Below are 16,548 nucleotides of genomic sequence, written 5' to 3'. Positions count from 1 at the left end.
AATAACCATTTCTTAGAATTTATGTTTCACACTCAATATTGTACCACACTAAGGCTGATAGTCAAGGGAATATTTATAATTCCAAACAAAGCAATATAAATTTTTAGGTTGAAATTTTGTGTCAGTAACATGTCCTTCTTTCGCATATTGTAAAATCTGCTATAATTCGTCATTTTTCTCAATGATATATCAGCATCATTGCCATAAGGAGACTCTGTAAGCTCTAATAGACAATGATATCTTACTTTCCGCATGAGTTGAAACAAAATATATTGTGTTTTTATTTCATAGAATCAATACTTTTGTACGATAACAACAAGGTATTTCCTATGAACGTAAAAATGATACAAAGCAACGATTTGCCTTGTATCACCTACATACTTGTCTTTTTAATATTCTAATTTTTGAGCAAAATACGCTTCTAAATCTTCTATTTTAACTCTTTCCTGCTCCATCGAATCCCTGTCACGAACCGTTACTGCTCCGTCAGTTTCAGATTCAAAATCATAAGTAACACAAAATGGTGTTCCGATTTCATCCTGTCTTCTATAACGCTTTCCTATATTTCCTCTGTCATCAAATTCACAGTTATATTGTTTCGAAAGCTTCGCATAAATCTGCTCTGCTCCTTCATTTAATTTCTTAGACAATGGTAATATACCAATTTTAACCGGAGCCAAGGTTGGATGAAAATGTAGAACGGTACGCATATCACCGCCTTCTAATTCTTCTTCATCATATGCCGCACATAGAAAGGCTAATACAACGCGGTCTGCTCCAAGTGATGGTTCTATTACATAAGGAACGTATTTTTCTTTCTTTTCATCATCAAAATAGGACATATCCTGCTTAGAAACATTCTGGTGTTGTGTCAAATCATAATCTGTTCTATCTGCAATGCCCCATAGCTCGCCCCAGCCAAATGGAAATAAAAATTCAATATCTGTAGTCCCTTTGCTATAGAAACAAAGTTCTTCTGGTGAATGATCTCTGGCACGCATTTCATCGTCCTTAATACCAAGCGTTTTAAGCCAATCAATACAAAATTGTCTCCAATACTGGAACCATTCCATATCTGTTCCCGGTTCACAGAAAAATTCAAGCTCCATTTGCTCAAATTCTCTTGTTCTGAAAGTAAAGTTACCCGGTGTAATTTCATTTCTAAAAGATTTTCCGATTTGACCAATACCAAAAGGTATTTTCTTTCTAGAGGTTCTTTGCACGTTCTTAAAATTAACAAAAATTCCCTGTGCCGTTTCGGGTCTTAAATATACTGTATTTTTAGCATCCTCGGTAACCCCTTGAAAAGTCTTAAACATAAGATTGAATTGTCTTATCTCAGTAAAATTATGTTTTCCACAAGAGGGACAAACAATATTGTGCTCATCTACATATTGCTTCATTTCTTCCTGTGACCATGCATCAACAGATCCTTCGATTATAATTTTGTTTGCCTCATTATAATCTTCAATCAACTTGTCAGCACGAAATCTTTCATGACACTCCTTACAGTCCATTAATGGATCCGAAAATCCACCTAAATGTCCTGAAGCAATCCATGTCTGAGGATTCATAAGAATGGCACAATCCACTCCGACATTATATGGGTTCTCCTGTATAAATTTCTGCCACCATGCTTTTTTTACATTATTTTTTAGCTCTACACCAAGATTACCATAATCCCAAGTGTTAGCAAGTCCACCATAAATATCAGAACCTGGATATACAAATCCTCTTGCCTTTGCTAAGGCTACTATTTTTTCCATTGTCTTTTCCATTGCGTTACCTCCAAGTATTGTTTTAAACGAAAGTACAATCATTTGCCATATTATAAAGCGATACAAACTATCTGCTAATTTTTATTCATATACAATATAACCCAGCCCTTCAGCATCATCTGTTAGTTTTGCAGTTTTTTCACCAACCAGCGTTGCATTGTCACTCAAATATAATATTTTGCTATCTGTTTTAATCTGCACATTTTCTTCAAATATAACAACCTTATATTGAGTTAAACTTTTAATCGTCTCTGCTCCAACTGTATTTTTGTCCTCTATTGCTGTAAATTCCTGATTAAAATCGTATTCCTCACTCTTTGCATCACTGATTGTCCCCGCAAAGAATTCGACATTATTAAATTTAGCATAATCGCTAGCTGAGCTAAAACTAGTAATTAGCTTTGCTACGTTATCATTTACATTATACTTTTCCACCTTGACTTTATCGGTGTCACCATTATATGCACTTACATTCTCATTAATTAATTCTTCAAGCTCCTTTGAATCATAGTAGCTTTCACCAAAATCCTCTATCAAAGCCTGCATGACTGTACCATCCTTTTTAACGTATACCGTATTGGTATCAGCATCAAAAGACTTTAATGAGCATCCTGTAATAAGCATAAGCATGATCAAAACTACTGAATATGCTTTTATTCTTTTCATAATTACTTCCTCCTAACATTAGTCTTATCCATTATAGCATTTTTTTGGTCTTTTTCAACACAAAATTAACATTGTATTCAATTTAAATTCATCAAGGAAATCCCTCGCTTTTAAAACAGGGATAGGGACTCGCTTGTTTTTGTAGGAGTACGAATTCTTACAAAAATACCGTGAAGTGGTAAAATGGATAGAGACAGGCAGTGTGGCGGATTGAGAATATCTGCTTAAACTATTTTTAAGATGTTATAATGCTTTCTAAAATTGGAAGTGATTTGAACTCTTTGTCTATGTACATTTTCATATACTTTTTCATTATAAGCTTTAATTCTTTCAGAACTTGTTCTGAAACATTAAATGTATATAGTTTTTCGATTGGGGATGTAATAATAAATTGCATTGTATAAAGGGTAGAATCACTAATTTTAATTGTTAAATATTCTTGCTTTACACAATCCTTGCAAACTACACCGCTTAATGTTGGTGAAAAAAACTTAAGATTTTCTTCTTTACCACAATTTTGACACTGAAATACCTGTGGATATTCACCATTGACAGTCATAGCTTTCAATTCAAATATGCACCTGATTAATTCATTTGGGATATTTTCCTTTGTCAATGCCCGAAGTGATTGATACAAAAGCTTTAACATCATTAGTTCATCATTGTTTTCTCTTGTATAATAATCCGCAAACTCCATAAAATAGAAACCATAATAGGCTCCCTCAAAACTATTTACTAATTCTAGAAAATAGTTTTGGATGGAAGCCATTACTATTGTATAGGAACTTCGTCCTTCAAATAACTCAAATTCTCCAAACGCAAATGGATTTGTTGCAGCAATTAATATGCTGTTTTGGCGTCTGGCACCTTTTGCAAAAGCGGTTATTTTACCGCGTTCCTTTGTTAAAATAACTACTCTTTTGTCATATTCACCTATAGGTGCCACATATAAAATTATTCCTGTCACAACAGTTGACTGCCCCATTTACGTTTACTCCTACTTGAACATTATCCAGTTTATTATTATGTTTGTCTTCTATTTTGTAGGCCAAATAATCAAATACATTTCCTGAATCAGTAAATAAGTTCCAGTATTCTTCTTCGTACATATTATCTCCTCCACATATGTTTAATTTAGTCATGAAAATAACTTAGTTAATTTTTAGATGTTCTTTATTAATTATATTAAAATATTCTAAGATTAACTACATATTTAGGATGTGTAATATGAAAGTAACTATACTAAAAAATAAATACCAATTAATTTTTGCTCTCTAGCCTTGACAACTCAAATTCTTTAATTATTGTATTATATTTCCTTTTTATTGTATCCATAATTTTTTAGAAGAAAATCGCTGTCACGCCAGTCTTTTTTCACCTTTACCCACAATTGTAAATTTACTTTTTGCTCCAGCATATCTTCTATATCTTTTCTGGCGGCTGTACCGATTTTTTTTAACATTGCGCCACTTTTTCCGATTATAATTCCCTTATGGGAATCGCGTTCACATACTATAGTTGCTTCGATATCCACAATATTACCCTTTGTCCGGTTCTTCATACTATCAATCGACACAGCAATACCATGCGGTATTTCTTCATCTAATATCCGAAGTGCCTTTTCTCGAATCAGCTCAGCAACAATTTGTCTCTCAGGCTGATCTGTGACTGTATCCTCATCATAAAAGTTAGGACCATATGGCAGATATTTAAATATAACCTCAATAACTGTTTGGGCATTGTCTCCCTTTAATGCTGATACGGGTACGATTTCTGCAAAATCATATATTTTTCGATACGTATCAATAAATATAAGGATTTCTTCTTTTTTCACAGTATCTATCTTATTTATGATAAGAATAACCGGTGTTTTTACTTTCTGCAATTGCTCCGCTATATGACGCTCACCTGCTCCGATGAAAGTTGATGGTTCTACCAGCCATAATATAGCATCTACCTCATCGAGCGTATTTTGCGCCACGTTTACCATATACTCTCCAAGCTTATTCTTTGCTTTATGAATACCGGGCGTATCTAAAAAAACAATCTGTCCCTGCTCATCCGTGTAAACGGTCTGAATACGGTTTCTTGTTGTCTGTGGTTTATTGGAGGTTATTGCAATCTTTTGTCCGATTAAACGGTTCATTAAGGTTGATTTTCCTACATTTGGTCTTCCTATTATTGTAACGAAGCCTGACTTGTTGTTTGCGTTCATTTATTTCTCCTTTGTTTTAATTACTATAGAGATTTTCTAATTTCTTAAATAATTCTCTGTCTTCCTCTAATTTTTCTTCATTTCCAATTACGCAAATCGCATCCTCTGTCAATACGGCTTCTACTATTTTACTTAATTCTCGAATGTCTTCTACCGTTGCATTTAGAATCTGGTTACGATCTTTTTGAATTTTATCAAACGTAAGTTTGCTTAAATAGGCTGTTAAAGAACGGGACCCCTTTGCCATTGGATTAAGTGGAGTATCTAAATCACTGATTGTTCCTATAATGAATTTAGTCATATCTCTTTCATCTGCCTGAAAGTTCTTTAAATAGTCTGTTGTACCATTGTATATGTCATTCGTCTTTTTAAGGTTTGGATCACGATAAGATACCAAATAACTGTCACCAGTAATAGCAAAATTGCTCATACAGCCATAGGCTCCACCCTTAACTCTTATATTCGTCCATAAATAGTCATAACTTAGAATTACCTTAAGCATTCTAAGTGCTCCGGTATACTCCAGACCTTTTGTTGCAAAATTACCGGTTCTCGCAACATAGGAAACCTTTGATGAGGTCTTAAAACCCTCGTTTTTAATCTTAAGAATAGGCACAAAATTCCCTGCCTGATAAGCGTCTGTATACAAACAATTCTTAAAGTCCTTTACTTCCTTAACCAGATATTCATAACCTGTATCATTTGAAGTGTAAGATATCATTAAATTTTCCGGTCTAAACAAAATATGCATCAACTCATTAAGTTTGCTGATTAAATCTGCTTTCTGATTATCAAAATCACCCTCCATTCTCTCTATGACTCTGTAATATTCAATCCCTGACATTAAATCACTATAATAAGACACAGGTGAGAAATAGGAGCAGCCTCTCATTACTGCAACCGAATGGCCAGAGGAATTCATTGTCATCTGCATTCTTGATTTAATTTGAGCAATAATTTCATATAATCTCTTTTCATCATCAAGCTTTGAATGTAACAGAATTTCTTTTATCATTTGAAAGCAATAATCCATATTTTCAAATAAAGCCTTCGCCTTTATTTGAAATTTTACGCTAAATTCACCTAATTCATTTAGATTCGGATAGATATTAATTAAATTTGATATCCCACCGGTTTTGATATTGATTTCATTATATAAATCACCATAACTGTAGTTTTTGGTATCAATAAATCCTAAAACAGATTTTAATATTCCCATATATGGAACTAATTCATTGGAAACCTTGCCTGCATCAAATAATAAATCCAAATATCCGATTCCATTCGTAAAGAGGTTATGATGTACAACTTCAATATCGTTAATTCTTTTGACATCATTATAAAGTAAAGCAGCTTCCTTTTTCATATCCTCACGTTTTAGCATCGGTATTGCTTCAAGTTCTTCCTTTGTAGAAGGTTCCTCTTGATACTTTTCCAATGCCTTTGTGTCTTCGACCAGCTTTTGTATTTCTTTCTTCGTAAAGCTATTCTTATATTTTTGCAGCTTCTCCTCAAGTATCCTGTCATTTTTCGCAGTGAGGCCTCGTTCTGGCTCTACAATAACGATTGACGCATGTTTATTATAAATCAGATAGTCTTTTATTAAATTTTCATAATAACCCGTTCCAATCTGACGCTTTAATATTTCAAACGTTTTTAATGCCTGAATATGAATAAATGGCTTTTCATCATCATATAGCCAACTATCCAGCATTTGAAGCCCATACATAAGACCTTTGGGAAAATTACCAAAATCAGCCTCTCTATATCGAAATTCATTATAGTTAATTCCTGCCAATAATGCTTTTTCATCGAACCCTTTTTCTACAATATCTGACAAGGTATCCATTATGATTTTAACAAATTGATCTTTACTTGACGCATTTGAATTTTTTGCAACAATATTAAAAATCGGCTGAAAGGTTCCATTATCATAAGAGCCCATAATGTCTTTTCCTATTTTAGCATCAAGTAAAGCCTTTTTAAGCGGTGCCCCAGGTGCTGTTAAAAGTGCATATTCTAATATCTGGAAAGCAAGATACAATTCAATATCAAGACTGGTTCCTACCACTATATTATAAGATAAATACGTATTATCCTCTAGCGGTTCGCCATCTGTAATTGAATATTTTTCGCTTATCTGCGCAATTTCCTCAAATGGCTTTTGAAATTTAATTTCTGAATCTATGGAGATTTTATCATATTTACTTAAATACTCTTGATCTAGCCATTTTAACTTTTCAGCCATATCTGCATTGCCATATAAATAAATATAACAGTTAGAAGGATGATAATAGGTTTTATGAAAATCTAAAAATTCATCATAGGTTAATTCTGGAATGTGAACAGGATCACCACCCGATTCCTTTGCATAGGAAGTATCCGGGAACAGTGATTTTAATACCAGCCTGTCTAACACTCCTTCTGGAGAAGAGAAAGCTCCCTTCATTTCGTTATATACGACACCATTATATTTTAATTTAGCGTCTTCTGACTCTAAATCATAATGCCATCCTTCCTGCTTAAATATCTCTTCATGCTTATAAATATTAGGATGAAAAACTGCATCTACATAAACATGCATAAGATTTTGAAAATCCTTATCATTGCAGCTTGCTATCGGATATATAGTCTTATCTGGGTAGGTCATTGCATTTAAAAATGTATTTAATGATCCCTTTACAAGCTCCACGAAAGGATCCTTAGCCGGAAATTGATCAGAACCGCATAAAACGGAATGCTCTAGTATATGGGCAAGGCCTGTGTCGTCCTTAGGCGGGGTACGAAAGCCGATATAAAACACCTTATTTTCGTCGTCATTGCTCAAAATTGCTATATTTGCTCCACTTTTCTTATGCTTTAATATATAACCTTCTGAATTTAAATCTACTATCTCTCTCTTTTCTATCACTTGATATTCTTTCATATCAAAAACTTGCATCAAAGTACCTCCATCTATTTCAATTTTACTATTTCTTATTTTATCCAATATATTCTACCACATTCACCATATTTATGCAAAAGACCAGTTTCCCAGCCTTATCAATCCTTTAACTCTCGTTATTCAATACAATTTTATTAATAAAATAGGCAACTCCATCCTCTTCATTTGTTTTTGTTTGGTATTTAGCTGTGTTTTTTATCTTATCGATTGCATTCCCCATCGCAACGGTATAGCCAAACTCACGTTTTAGCATAGAATAGTCATTGAGACTGTCCCCAAATGCCATAACCTCCTCCATTTTGATATTCCTCTTTGCTGCAAATGTCTCGAGTGCCGATCCTTTATCTGCGTTAACGTCAGTAATTTCTATGTTTGTATGAAAGGATGCTGCTACAGAAATCTTAGGATTCTGACTGAATTTCTCTCTTAATTTTTGTATTTTATCTCTATCCTTGTGGCTTATCGTAATTTTAATAATCTTGTGCCCTTTTTGATAAATTTCATCAATGTCTTTTACGTAAAGAAAACTGTTCTTAAGCCGTTTTATATCACTTACAATTTTAGCTTCATCAATGGAAGAGGTGTCTCCATTGTTATATAATGCCATCCAGCCTCTTATAAATTGCTCGGCATTTTCCTTTGATATGGTAACACAGGTTCTTGCTTGTGTATTAAATTCAATAAAATATTCCTTTTGATTGATGCAATTAAGAATATCTTTTACCTGTGCGGGATCCATGTAACTGGCTTTCATTAATTTTCCCTCTGTATCATAGACAGCTCCTCCATTCATGCAAATGCAGTCACATTGAATTTGCGTGGGATCTAATACATATTGAACACCTTCATAGGTTCTTCCTGTGTTAGCGACAAATTTAATTCCCATTGCTTGAATTTTCTTAATCATTTCTATATTTTTCTTGGATACTTCCCGTCTGTTGTTTAAAAAGGTTCCGTCTAAATCCACTGCAACTAATTTAATCATATCTTCCTCCTTCGTATGCTTCACATACATACGATACTTAAGCTTATTCTTCCTAATTTATCATAATTATATAGTATATCATAAATAATTCAAAAAAAGCTAAACTTTCTATAGAAGAAGCAACAGGATAAACGACACGCACAAGCATGCTGTTTATCCTGTTTAATGATTCTTTATTCTGTTTTTAGCTTACCATTCCGCCAAAGGTTCCTCCTGAAACACACATAACCAGTACGGTAAAAAAACTCACTCCATCATTACCGATTGTATGATTGACAGCCAAAGAAACCAATGCAAGAATAATAAAATATGCTCCTCCGCATATCGCTCCCCAAATAAATTTATTTTCCTTCTTTAGTTTTCCCAAAATAAATCCGCCAATGAAACTTGCTACTATGTAAATAACGGTTATACCAACTTTTACTTTACCATCATCCAGATCTGTTTTGTATACTAATAATGCCAATAATAATAAAGCTAAACCAGTTATTATATAGGAGCACAAAAGACATTTTAGAATCATAATCACACTATTAGGTTTTAGTACTGTTTTTTCCACTGCTTTACCTCTTTATTGATTATATAAACAGTATATTATACTACCTGTCATAATATGTGCGTTAAATTAAATTGTCTTAAATGTAATAATAATTTTCGTTCCTCTTGAAACTTCACTGTCAATTTTAATATCCGCCTTATGATAGATGGCACCATGCTTGACAATAGAAAGACCCAGTCCCGTTCCTCCTGTTTCCCTTGAGTGACTTTTATCTACACGATAAAAGCGTTCAAAAATGCGATCCTGATGCTCTTTTGGTATCCCAATTCCAGTATCCCATACTGATAGTATAACCTTATCATTTTCTTTTACGACACTCACTCCTGCTTTACCACCATCCTCATTATATTTAATGGCGTTATCAAGCAAATTAAATAGCATTTCATCCAGAATCTGACGAATTCCCTTAACTTTCACATTTTCGCCAAGAACTCGCAGCTCTACGTTCTTTTTTGTTGCCTGTGGAAGCAATCTTTCCTTAATATCCTCTGCGAGCACCAGTAAATTAACTTCCTCTTGTTCAAATACTTTATTATCTTCATCGAGCCTTGAAAGTTTAATAATATCCTCCACAAGATTAGTTAATCTTGTGGCTTCACTATAGATTCTTCCAGAAAATTCTGCCACATCTTCGCTTTTTACAAGTCCGTTATTCATTATTTCCGCATAACCTGATATTGACATCAACGGTGTCTTTAGTTCATGAGATACATTTGCTGAAAATTCCTTTCTCATTTGCTCTGCTCTTTGCTTCTCCGTAACATCCAACATGAGTATGACACAGCCATTTAAGGTATCTTCAACACAAACGGGATTTGCCATAATTTTATAATACTTATTATTCAACATAATAATCGCATCACTTGATACACCACTCATAGCTGCTTCCACAGTCGTTTGGAATTCATTATCACGGCTAATCGTGATAAAATGCCTTTCTAAGCCTTCCTCTCTTGATACATCCAGTATTTCGGTGGCAGCCTTGTTCATAGACAAAACAATACTTCTTTTATTTATTATAATTAAAGCTTCACGCATATTCTCTGTAATTGCGTTAAATTCTTCTTTTCTTTTATTAAGCTTAGACAACTGCTTCTCTATCAGCCTGTTTTGATTTTCTATTCTGTGTAAGAGTGGAGTTAATTCCTCGTATACATCATTTTCCAGGGGAGTTTCCAAATTCAGATTGTTAATTGGTATAATAATACGCTTTGTCTGAAATCTGGCAATTCCCATTGCTATGCCTAAAACAATAATCCCTAGTATAATAAACATTGGTATACTGTCTGTGATCATAGAAAATACACTATCTGTTGTATTTGCAACACGGATAATCATACCATTATTAAGCTTCATAGCATAATAAAAGGTCTGTTGTCCTAAAGTAGTTGAAAAGCGCACAGATGTGCCTTCTCCCTTATTAAAAGCATCCATAATTTCCGGCCTGTCTTTGTGATTTTCAAGTGTTTTTATATCCTCCATAGAATCAAATAAAACGGTTCCGTCTTGATCGACTAGAGTAATTCGATTGCTTGCATCTTTTACTATCTCGTTTTCAAGATAAGTAACACCAGCAATATCAAGTGCTGACCTTAAATATGTCACTTCTCTTTGTACCTCTTTTTCCATATTGGTCAAAAGCTGCTGATACATAACTCCAATCATTAAAACATAAGAAAGTATAAGTGAAGCTGCAATTAAAACTCCCATACTTTTAAATATTTTTTGTCTCATTGATTCCTCCATTATCCTTGAATTCGATAACCTACTCCTCTTACTGTTTCTATTATGTTTCCAGCATCCCCAAGCTTTTGCCTTAATGTTCTTATATGAACATCAACAGTTCTCGTCTCACCGTCAAAATCATATCCCCAGATATGCTCTAATAACCTGTCTCTGGTAAGTACTATTCCAATATTTTCCATTAAAAATTTTAATAACTCATACTCTTTTAAGGTCAGCATAACATTTACATCTTTTACAAAAACATTATGCTGCTCTACATTGACTCGTATATCTTTAATACTTAACTCTTTCTTCACTTCTTCCCCAGGGAAGCGTCTTAGCACCGCTTTCACTCTTGATACAAATTCCATCATTCCAAATGGCTTTGTGATATAATCGTCTGCACCTGCATCAAGTCCAATTACCTTATCGTATTCAGCTCCTTTAGCAGTGACCATAATAACAGGAATAGTATTCGTACTTGATGACATTTTAAGTTTCTTTAATAACTGAATTCCATCTTCTTCCGGAAGCATTACATCTAACAAAATCAAAGAAGGTTTTTCTTTATCTAGTTCACGAAACAAAGCTGCTCCATCTTCTAATCCCTTTGCCTGAAAGCCTGTTGATTCCAGTGTATATACTATTAGTTCTCTTATATTACGTTCATCCTCGACACAATATATCATTTTATCAACTCCCCTTATGCTCTCCAGTAATTGAAAATTCAACCCACTCTGCAATATTTGTAGCATGGTCTCCTATTCTTTCAAAATACTTAGCTATCATTAATATGTCAATGGCAGCTTCACCATCATCCCTATTTTTACTAATTAACTCAATTAATTCGCTTTTTATTTTATTAAAATAATCATCTACAATATCATCATCCACAATTACTTTTTTCGCTAGCTCTAAATCTCTTCTTACATAGGCATCTATACTTTCTGTTACCATTTTCATTGTAGCTTCTGCCATTTCGACAATATCCGAAAGGTTTTCGACTGATATATTCGCAACTGTAACTATTTCTGCAATATCAGCCGCTTGATCCCCAATTCTTTCCATATCTGTAATCATTTTAAGTGCAGAGGATATTTGTCTTAAATCCTTAGCCACCGGCTGTTGCTGTAAAAGCATCTTAAGACAAAGACTTTCTATTTGCCTTTCTTTATCATCAATTTCATTGTCCGTCTCCATTACTAATCTAGCTGCCTCCACATTATGTGTTGTCAATGCCTTAATTGCATCAGCTATAGTCTGTTCACACATGGAACCCATTTCAATTAATTCAATATTCAGTAAATCAAGCTGCTCGTCGAATTTGTTTCTCATCAACCAAACCTCCCTGTAATATAGTCTTCAGTTCTTTTATCCATTGGCATGGAGAATAGCTTTTCCGTGTCATTATATTCAACTACTTCGCCTAATAGGAAAAAAGCTGTTTTATCAGATATTCTTGCTGCCTGTTGCATATTATGTGTAACAATAATAATAGTATAATCTTTTTTTAATTCCACCACAAGGTCTTCTATTTTAGATGTGGATATCGGATCAAGTGCAGAGGTAGGCTCATCCATTAAAAGAACCTCCGGTTGTACCGCCAAAGCTCTGGCAATGCATAATCTTTGCTGCTGTCCACCCGATAAACCAAGTGCACTCTTTTTTAACCGATCCTTTACCTCATCCCATATTGCCGCATCCCGAAGTGACTTTTCAATTATATCATCAAGCTTTGCTTTCCCTCTCACTCCATGTGTTCTTGGTCCATAGGCAATATTATCATAAATACTCATTGGAAAGGGATTTGGCTTTTGGAATACCATGCCCACCCGCTTTCTTAACATGTTTATTTCCATATCCTTATAAATATCTTTGCCGTCCAAAGTAACATGGCCTGTAATCCTACAGCCTTCCACTAAATCATTCATTCGATTTAAAGTTTTAAGTAGCGTTGATTTACCGCAGCCGCTTGGTCCAATAAATGCTACAATTTCCTTTTCCATAATATTGATATTTATATTCTTTAAAGCCTTAAAATCCTTATAATATAAATCTAATTTTTCTACAACTAATTTATCCATACGTTTACTCCTTAGTTATTTTCTTTGCTACTACACCAGAAATAGTATTAATTATGACAACGATAATAAGCAAAACAACAGCGGTGGCATAGGCCTGATTCATATATAAGCCTTCACTTGCCAAATTATACATATGCACGGATAGAGTTCTTCCTGATGACATTAAGTTCTTTGGTATTTGGGCAACTGTACCTGCTGTATAAATCAGTGCTGCGGTTTCTCCCACAATTCTTCCTGTCGCTAATATAATGCCGGCTAATATCCCGGGAACTGCTGCGGGCAATACAATTTTAAAAACTGTTCGAAGTTTCCCTGCCCCAAGTCCATAGCTACCTTCTCTATATACATCTGGTACAGACTTGAGTGCCTCTTCGGTGGTTCTCATAATGAGAGGCAGTATCATAATTGCTAATGTAAACGCTCCTGCTAATATAGAATAACTCCAGCCTAATGCTGTAACAAAAAATAGTAAACCAAATAAACCATATACAATAGATGGAATCCCAGCTAATGTTTCTGCCGTAATCCGAATGACGTTAACCAGCCTGTTATCTCTCTTGGCATACTCAACCAAATAAATTGCAGAAAAGATTCCAATTGGACCTGAAACCAGTAATGCAAGAGCTGTCATAATTAAGGTATTAATCAGTGCAGGCATAACCGAAGCATTTTCTGTGGTATAAGTAAAGTCAAATAAATCAAGGCTAATATTAGGAATACCATTGATCAAAATGTACCCAACCAAAAAAAGCAAAGTTAAAAAGCTTAGCACAGTTGCCAGCATTACAAGAAGAAACAAAAATGCAGAAAACGGATTGTTTCGGTATGATTTTAAACTACCTTTTAATGTATGTTTGTTAATAATCTCCATTTTATGACCTCCTGTTTAATACAGATACTGATAAATTAATAATAAGAATAAATACAAACAATACAACTGCGGTGGCAATCAAAGCTTCTCTATGTAAATCAGCTGCATACCCCATTTCAATTACAATATTCGCTGTCAGAGTTCTTACTCCTTTTAAAATACCTGCCGGCATTCTGGCTTGATTACCTGCTACCATAATAACTGCCATTGTCTCTCCAATAGCTCTTCCGATTCCTAATACGATAGCAGCTACAATACCAGATTTCGCGGCTGGAAGTACAACAAAGAAAATACTTCTTTCATGTGTTGAGCCTAAGGCTAATGCACCCTCATAGTATTGATCGGGAACCGCTCTTAGTGCCGCCTCAGACACTCCTACAATGGTAGGTAAGATCATCATTCCCAGTAACAAAGATGCAGTAAGTATACTGCTTCCATGTCCTCCAAATGTTTCTCTTACAAAGGGAACCAGAATTACCAGTCCAAAAAATCCATATACAACAGATGGAATACCTGCCATTAGCTCAATTGATGATTTTAAAAATGTGTATATTTTTTTTGGGCAAAATTTAGCCATGAAAATTGATGTCAAAACTCCAATTGGAACTCCTATCACAATTGCACCTGCTGTAACATAGATGCTTCCAAGAATCATTGGTAGTATTCCAAATATATTATTACTCGGCTTCCACTTTTCTCCTAAAAGAAAATTTAAAAAGCCTATTTCTTTCATAGCCGGAATTCCATTTGCAAACAAAAAAATACAGATAAGCACTACTGCCATCACTGATGTACATGCTGCAATCAAAAATATGAATTCCATAAATTTTTCTTTCCATTTCGTCATAGCTTCCTCCATAAGACAAACACCAATTCCAGTAAAGTATACTTTACCGGAATTGATTTCTATCTCTTATTATTTTGTTACTTCATCCCAAGTTAATGTTTCACCTGTGTAGATTGATTTCACCTGTTCACTTGTTAATTCCTCTGTTGTATTGTTATTATTTACGATTACAGCAATTCCATCCATAGCAATCACTGTGCTAGTTAATCCACTTTCTATTTCACTGTCCTTTAACTCCCTTGATGCCATTCCGATATCGCAGATACCATCAATCGCTGATGTCATACCTGTAGTAGAATCACTTTGCTGAATTTCAATGGAAGCATTAGGATTTACTTTTTCATATGCTTCTTTTAGCTTTTCCATTACCGGTGATACAGAGGAAGAGCCTGCTACTACTACGGTTCCTTCCGGTTTACTTCCTGCATAAGCACTATTTTCAGATACCGTAATATATCCGTTCTCCTGAATTACTGCCTGACCGTCAAAACTCATGATGAAATCAATAAAGTCAGAAGCAACTGCGCTTATTTCACCCTTAGTCGCGATATTAAAAGGTCTTGCAATATTGTAAGAACCACTTTTAATGTTGTCAACTGTTGCCTCAGCTCCATCAATCTTTAAAGCTTTCACAGTATCATTAAGTGAGCCAAGCGATATGTAGCCAATTGCATAATCATCGCCTGCTACCGTTGTCATTACTACGGAGGTACTATTTGAAATTGCTGCTTCCTCTGTTGTATAATCTACCTTTTCTCCACTCTCATCCTTTTGTTCAACGCCAAATAATTCGATAAAAGCTCCTCTTGTACCTGAACCATCTTCTCTTGATACCACTGTAATCTCATTAGATGTGTCAAAATCGCTTACTGTTTTCTCAGTCGATTGAGCATCTGATTTTTCTACTGTCTGAGTTGATTGCGTTGTTGATTCAGTATCAGTATTTGTATCTGATGTATTATCTGATGCACTTGAACCACATCCTACCAATAATGACATAGAAAATGCTGCCGTCACCGCAATGCATAATAACTTTCTTACTGATTTTTTCATAATAACTATTCTCCTTTAGTTTTACTTCAACTTTATTATTTACAATGTTTCATTTACAAATACATCATATAAGACGAATGTAAAATCAAAAAGTAAATTTATGTTAAAATTATGTAAAATATACCTCGCATAGAAAGGAACAGGCTATATAGGTAACTTATCAACCTATATAGCCTGTTTGTCATGTAAAGAAAATTGCGTCCTATTATATATAAAATGCTCCGCGGGATGCGCACTTTGCGGTATGGAAGTTTATTACTTTACAATCCTCTAGTGCGACAGCCCCTTTTTTACACTACTTTTTGATATTTCTTATGATATCCGTGTATCAATCAACTTGACAACTTGAAACTGGCGTACTTTAATAAACCACTAGAAGTTAGGCTTTTCATGGTGGAGTAGTTTTTTTATATTTAAAAGTTTTATGACTGCATTGTGGATTATCACAAAACATTTTTCTTACACTAAGGAGCAGAATTTTTTTTTATCCTGTAAGGAAATATCCTGAATTTTTCACTGATAGGTAGAATGGACTTTGAATGACGAATCTCCGCAGTATGGGCAATTCACTGTTCCTCCATAATCATGGTATCACTTTTTATTCTACAATCTGAACATTCTAAATTTGCATCTAATGCTTTAATAAGTTCCTGTTCCATATATACCACCATCCTATATGGGTATTGTATCATTATCAACTAACCTTGGAAAGAACCTTTAGAGCACTTACACTAAATACAACTTCAAAAAGCAAAAATACGCTACATGCTTTCATTCATGGCTTGTAGCGTATTACTATTATGTTTTTTCTCACCGTTGTC

15 protein-coding genes are annotated in these 16,548 nt (G+C 34.3%); all 15 read right to left on the bottom strand.

From position 1 onward, the window contains the following. Positions 1 to 389: 389 nt before the first annotated feature. Positions 390 to 1,778, bottom strand: coding sequence for a glycine--tRNA ligase (locus tag C8E03_RS06915; RefSeq protein WP_094379282.1), 1,389 nt, complete (start codon positions 1,776 to 1,778; stop codon positions 390 to 392). An 81-nt stretch (positions 1,779 to 1,859) separates the two neighbouring features. Continuing rightward, complete coding sequence (locus tag C8E03_RS06910) at positions 1,860 to 2,444, bottom strand: hypothetical protein (RefSeq protein ID WP_110290597.1); 585 nt, start codon at positions 2,442 to 2,444, stop codon at positions 1,860 to 1,862. 235 nt (positions 2,445 to 2,679) lie between these two features. After that, positions 2,680 to 3,429: a DNA repair protein RecO gene (gene recO / locus C8E03_RS06905; protein WP_094379286.1), complete on the bottom strand. Its 750-nt coding sequence runs from the start codon at positions 3,427 to 3,429 to the stop codon at positions 2,680 to 2,682. Then, the gene (locus C8E03_RS21780; protein ID WP_146212304.1) at positions 3,374 to 3,553 is read right to left on the bottom strand and encodes a hypothetical protein; all 180 of its coding nucleotides are present in this window, start codon (positions 3,551 to 3,553) and stop codon (positions 3,374 to 3,376) included. The genes recO and C8E03_RS21780 overlap by 56 nt, the downstream gene beginning before the upstream one ends. Positions 3,554 to 3,753: 200 nt before the next feature. After that, positions 3,754 to 4,659 carry a GTPase Era gene (gene era, locus C8E03_RS06900; protein ID WP_094379287.1) on the bottom strand — a complete coding sequence of 302 codons (906 nt, stop codon included), beginning with the start codon at positions 4,657 to 4,659 and terminating at the stop codon, positions 3,754 to 3,756. Between the two features lie 16 nt (positions 4,660 to 4,675). Next, positions 4,676 to 7,600, bottom strand: a complete 2,925-nt coding sequence (locus tag C8E03_RS06895; RefSeq protein ID WP_094379289.1) for an insulinase family protein — start codon at positions 7,598 to 7,600, stop codon at positions 4,676 to 4,678. A gap of 109 nt (positions 7,601 to 7,709) precedes the next feature. Next, complete coding sequence (locus C8E03_RS06890) at positions 7,710 to 8,588, bottom strand: HAD family hydrolase (RefSeq protein WP_170122922.1); 879 nt, start codon at positions 8,586 to 8,588, stop codon at positions 7,710 to 7,712. Positions 8,589 to 8,772: 184 nt separating this feature from the next. Continuing rightward, complete coding sequence (locus tag C8E03_RS06885) at positions 8,773 to 9,147, bottom strand: TIGR04086 family membrane protein (protein ID WP_242993425.1); 375 nt, start codon at positions 9,145 to 9,147, stop codon at positions 8,773 to 8,775. A gap of 66 nt (positions 9,148 to 9,213) precedes the next feature. Next, positions 9,214 to 10,881: a sensor histidine kinase gene (locus C8E03_RS06880; protein ID WP_170122921.1), complete on the bottom strand. Its 1,668-nt coding sequence runs from the start codon at positions 10,879 to 10,881 to the stop codon at positions 9,214 to 9,216. Between the two features lie 11 nt (positions 10,882 to 10,892). Beyond that, positions 10,893 to 11,561, bottom strand: coding sequence for a winged helix-turn-helix domain-containing protein (locus C8E03_RS06875; protein ID WP_094379295.1), 669 nt, complete (start codon positions 11,559 to 11,561; stop codon positions 10,893 to 10,895). 4 nt (positions 11,562 to 11,565) lie between these two features. Next, on the bottom strand, positions 11,566 to 12,207 hold the full coding sequence (gene phoU, locus C8E03_RS06870; protein WP_094379297.1) for a phosphate signaling complex protein PhoU: 642 nt from the start codon (positions 12,205 to 12,207) through the stop codon (positions 11,566 to 11,568). Next, on the bottom strand, positions 12,207 to 12,956 hold the full coding sequence (gene pstB / locus C8E03_RS06865) for a phosphate ABC transporter ATP-binding protein PstB (RefSeq protein ID WP_110290594.1): 750 nt from the start codon (positions 12,954 to 12,956) through the stop codon (positions 12,207 to 12,209). Before pstB ends, phoU begins: the two co-directional genes overlap by 1 nt. A 4-nt stretch (positions 12,957 to 12,960) precedes the next feature. After that, positions 12,961 to 13,827 (bottom strand): phosphate ABC transporter permease PstA, encoded by an 867-nt coding sequence (gene pstA / locus C8E03_RS06860; protein ID WP_094379301.1) that lies wholly within the window; start codon positions 13,825 to 13,827, stop codon positions 12,961 to 12,963. A gap of 1 nt (position 13,828) precedes the next feature. After that, the gene (pstC, locus tag C8E03_RS06855) at positions 13,829 to 14,674 is read right to left on the bottom strand and encodes a phosphate ABC transporter permease subunit PstC (protein ID WP_094379303.1); all 846 of its coding nucleotides are present in this window, start codon (positions 14,672 to 14,674) and stop codon (positions 13,829 to 13,831) included. A 69-nt stretch (positions 14,675 to 14,743) separates the two neighbouring features. Further along, positions 14,744 to 15,727 (bottom strand): substrate-binding domain-containing protein, encoded by a 984-nt coding sequence (locus C8E03_RS06850; RefSeq protein WP_110290593.1) that lies wholly within the window; start codon positions 15,725 to 15,727, stop codon positions 14,744 to 14,746. Positions 15,728 to 16,548: the final 821 nt, after the last annotated feature.

The sequence above is a fragment of the Lachnotalea glycerini genome (assembly GCF_003201285.1).
GTDB lineage: Bacteria > Bacillota > Clostridia > Lachnospirales > Lachnospiraceae > Lachnotalea > Lachnotalea glycerini.
This window is presented reverse-complemented; position numbering and strand designations above follow the sequence as displayed.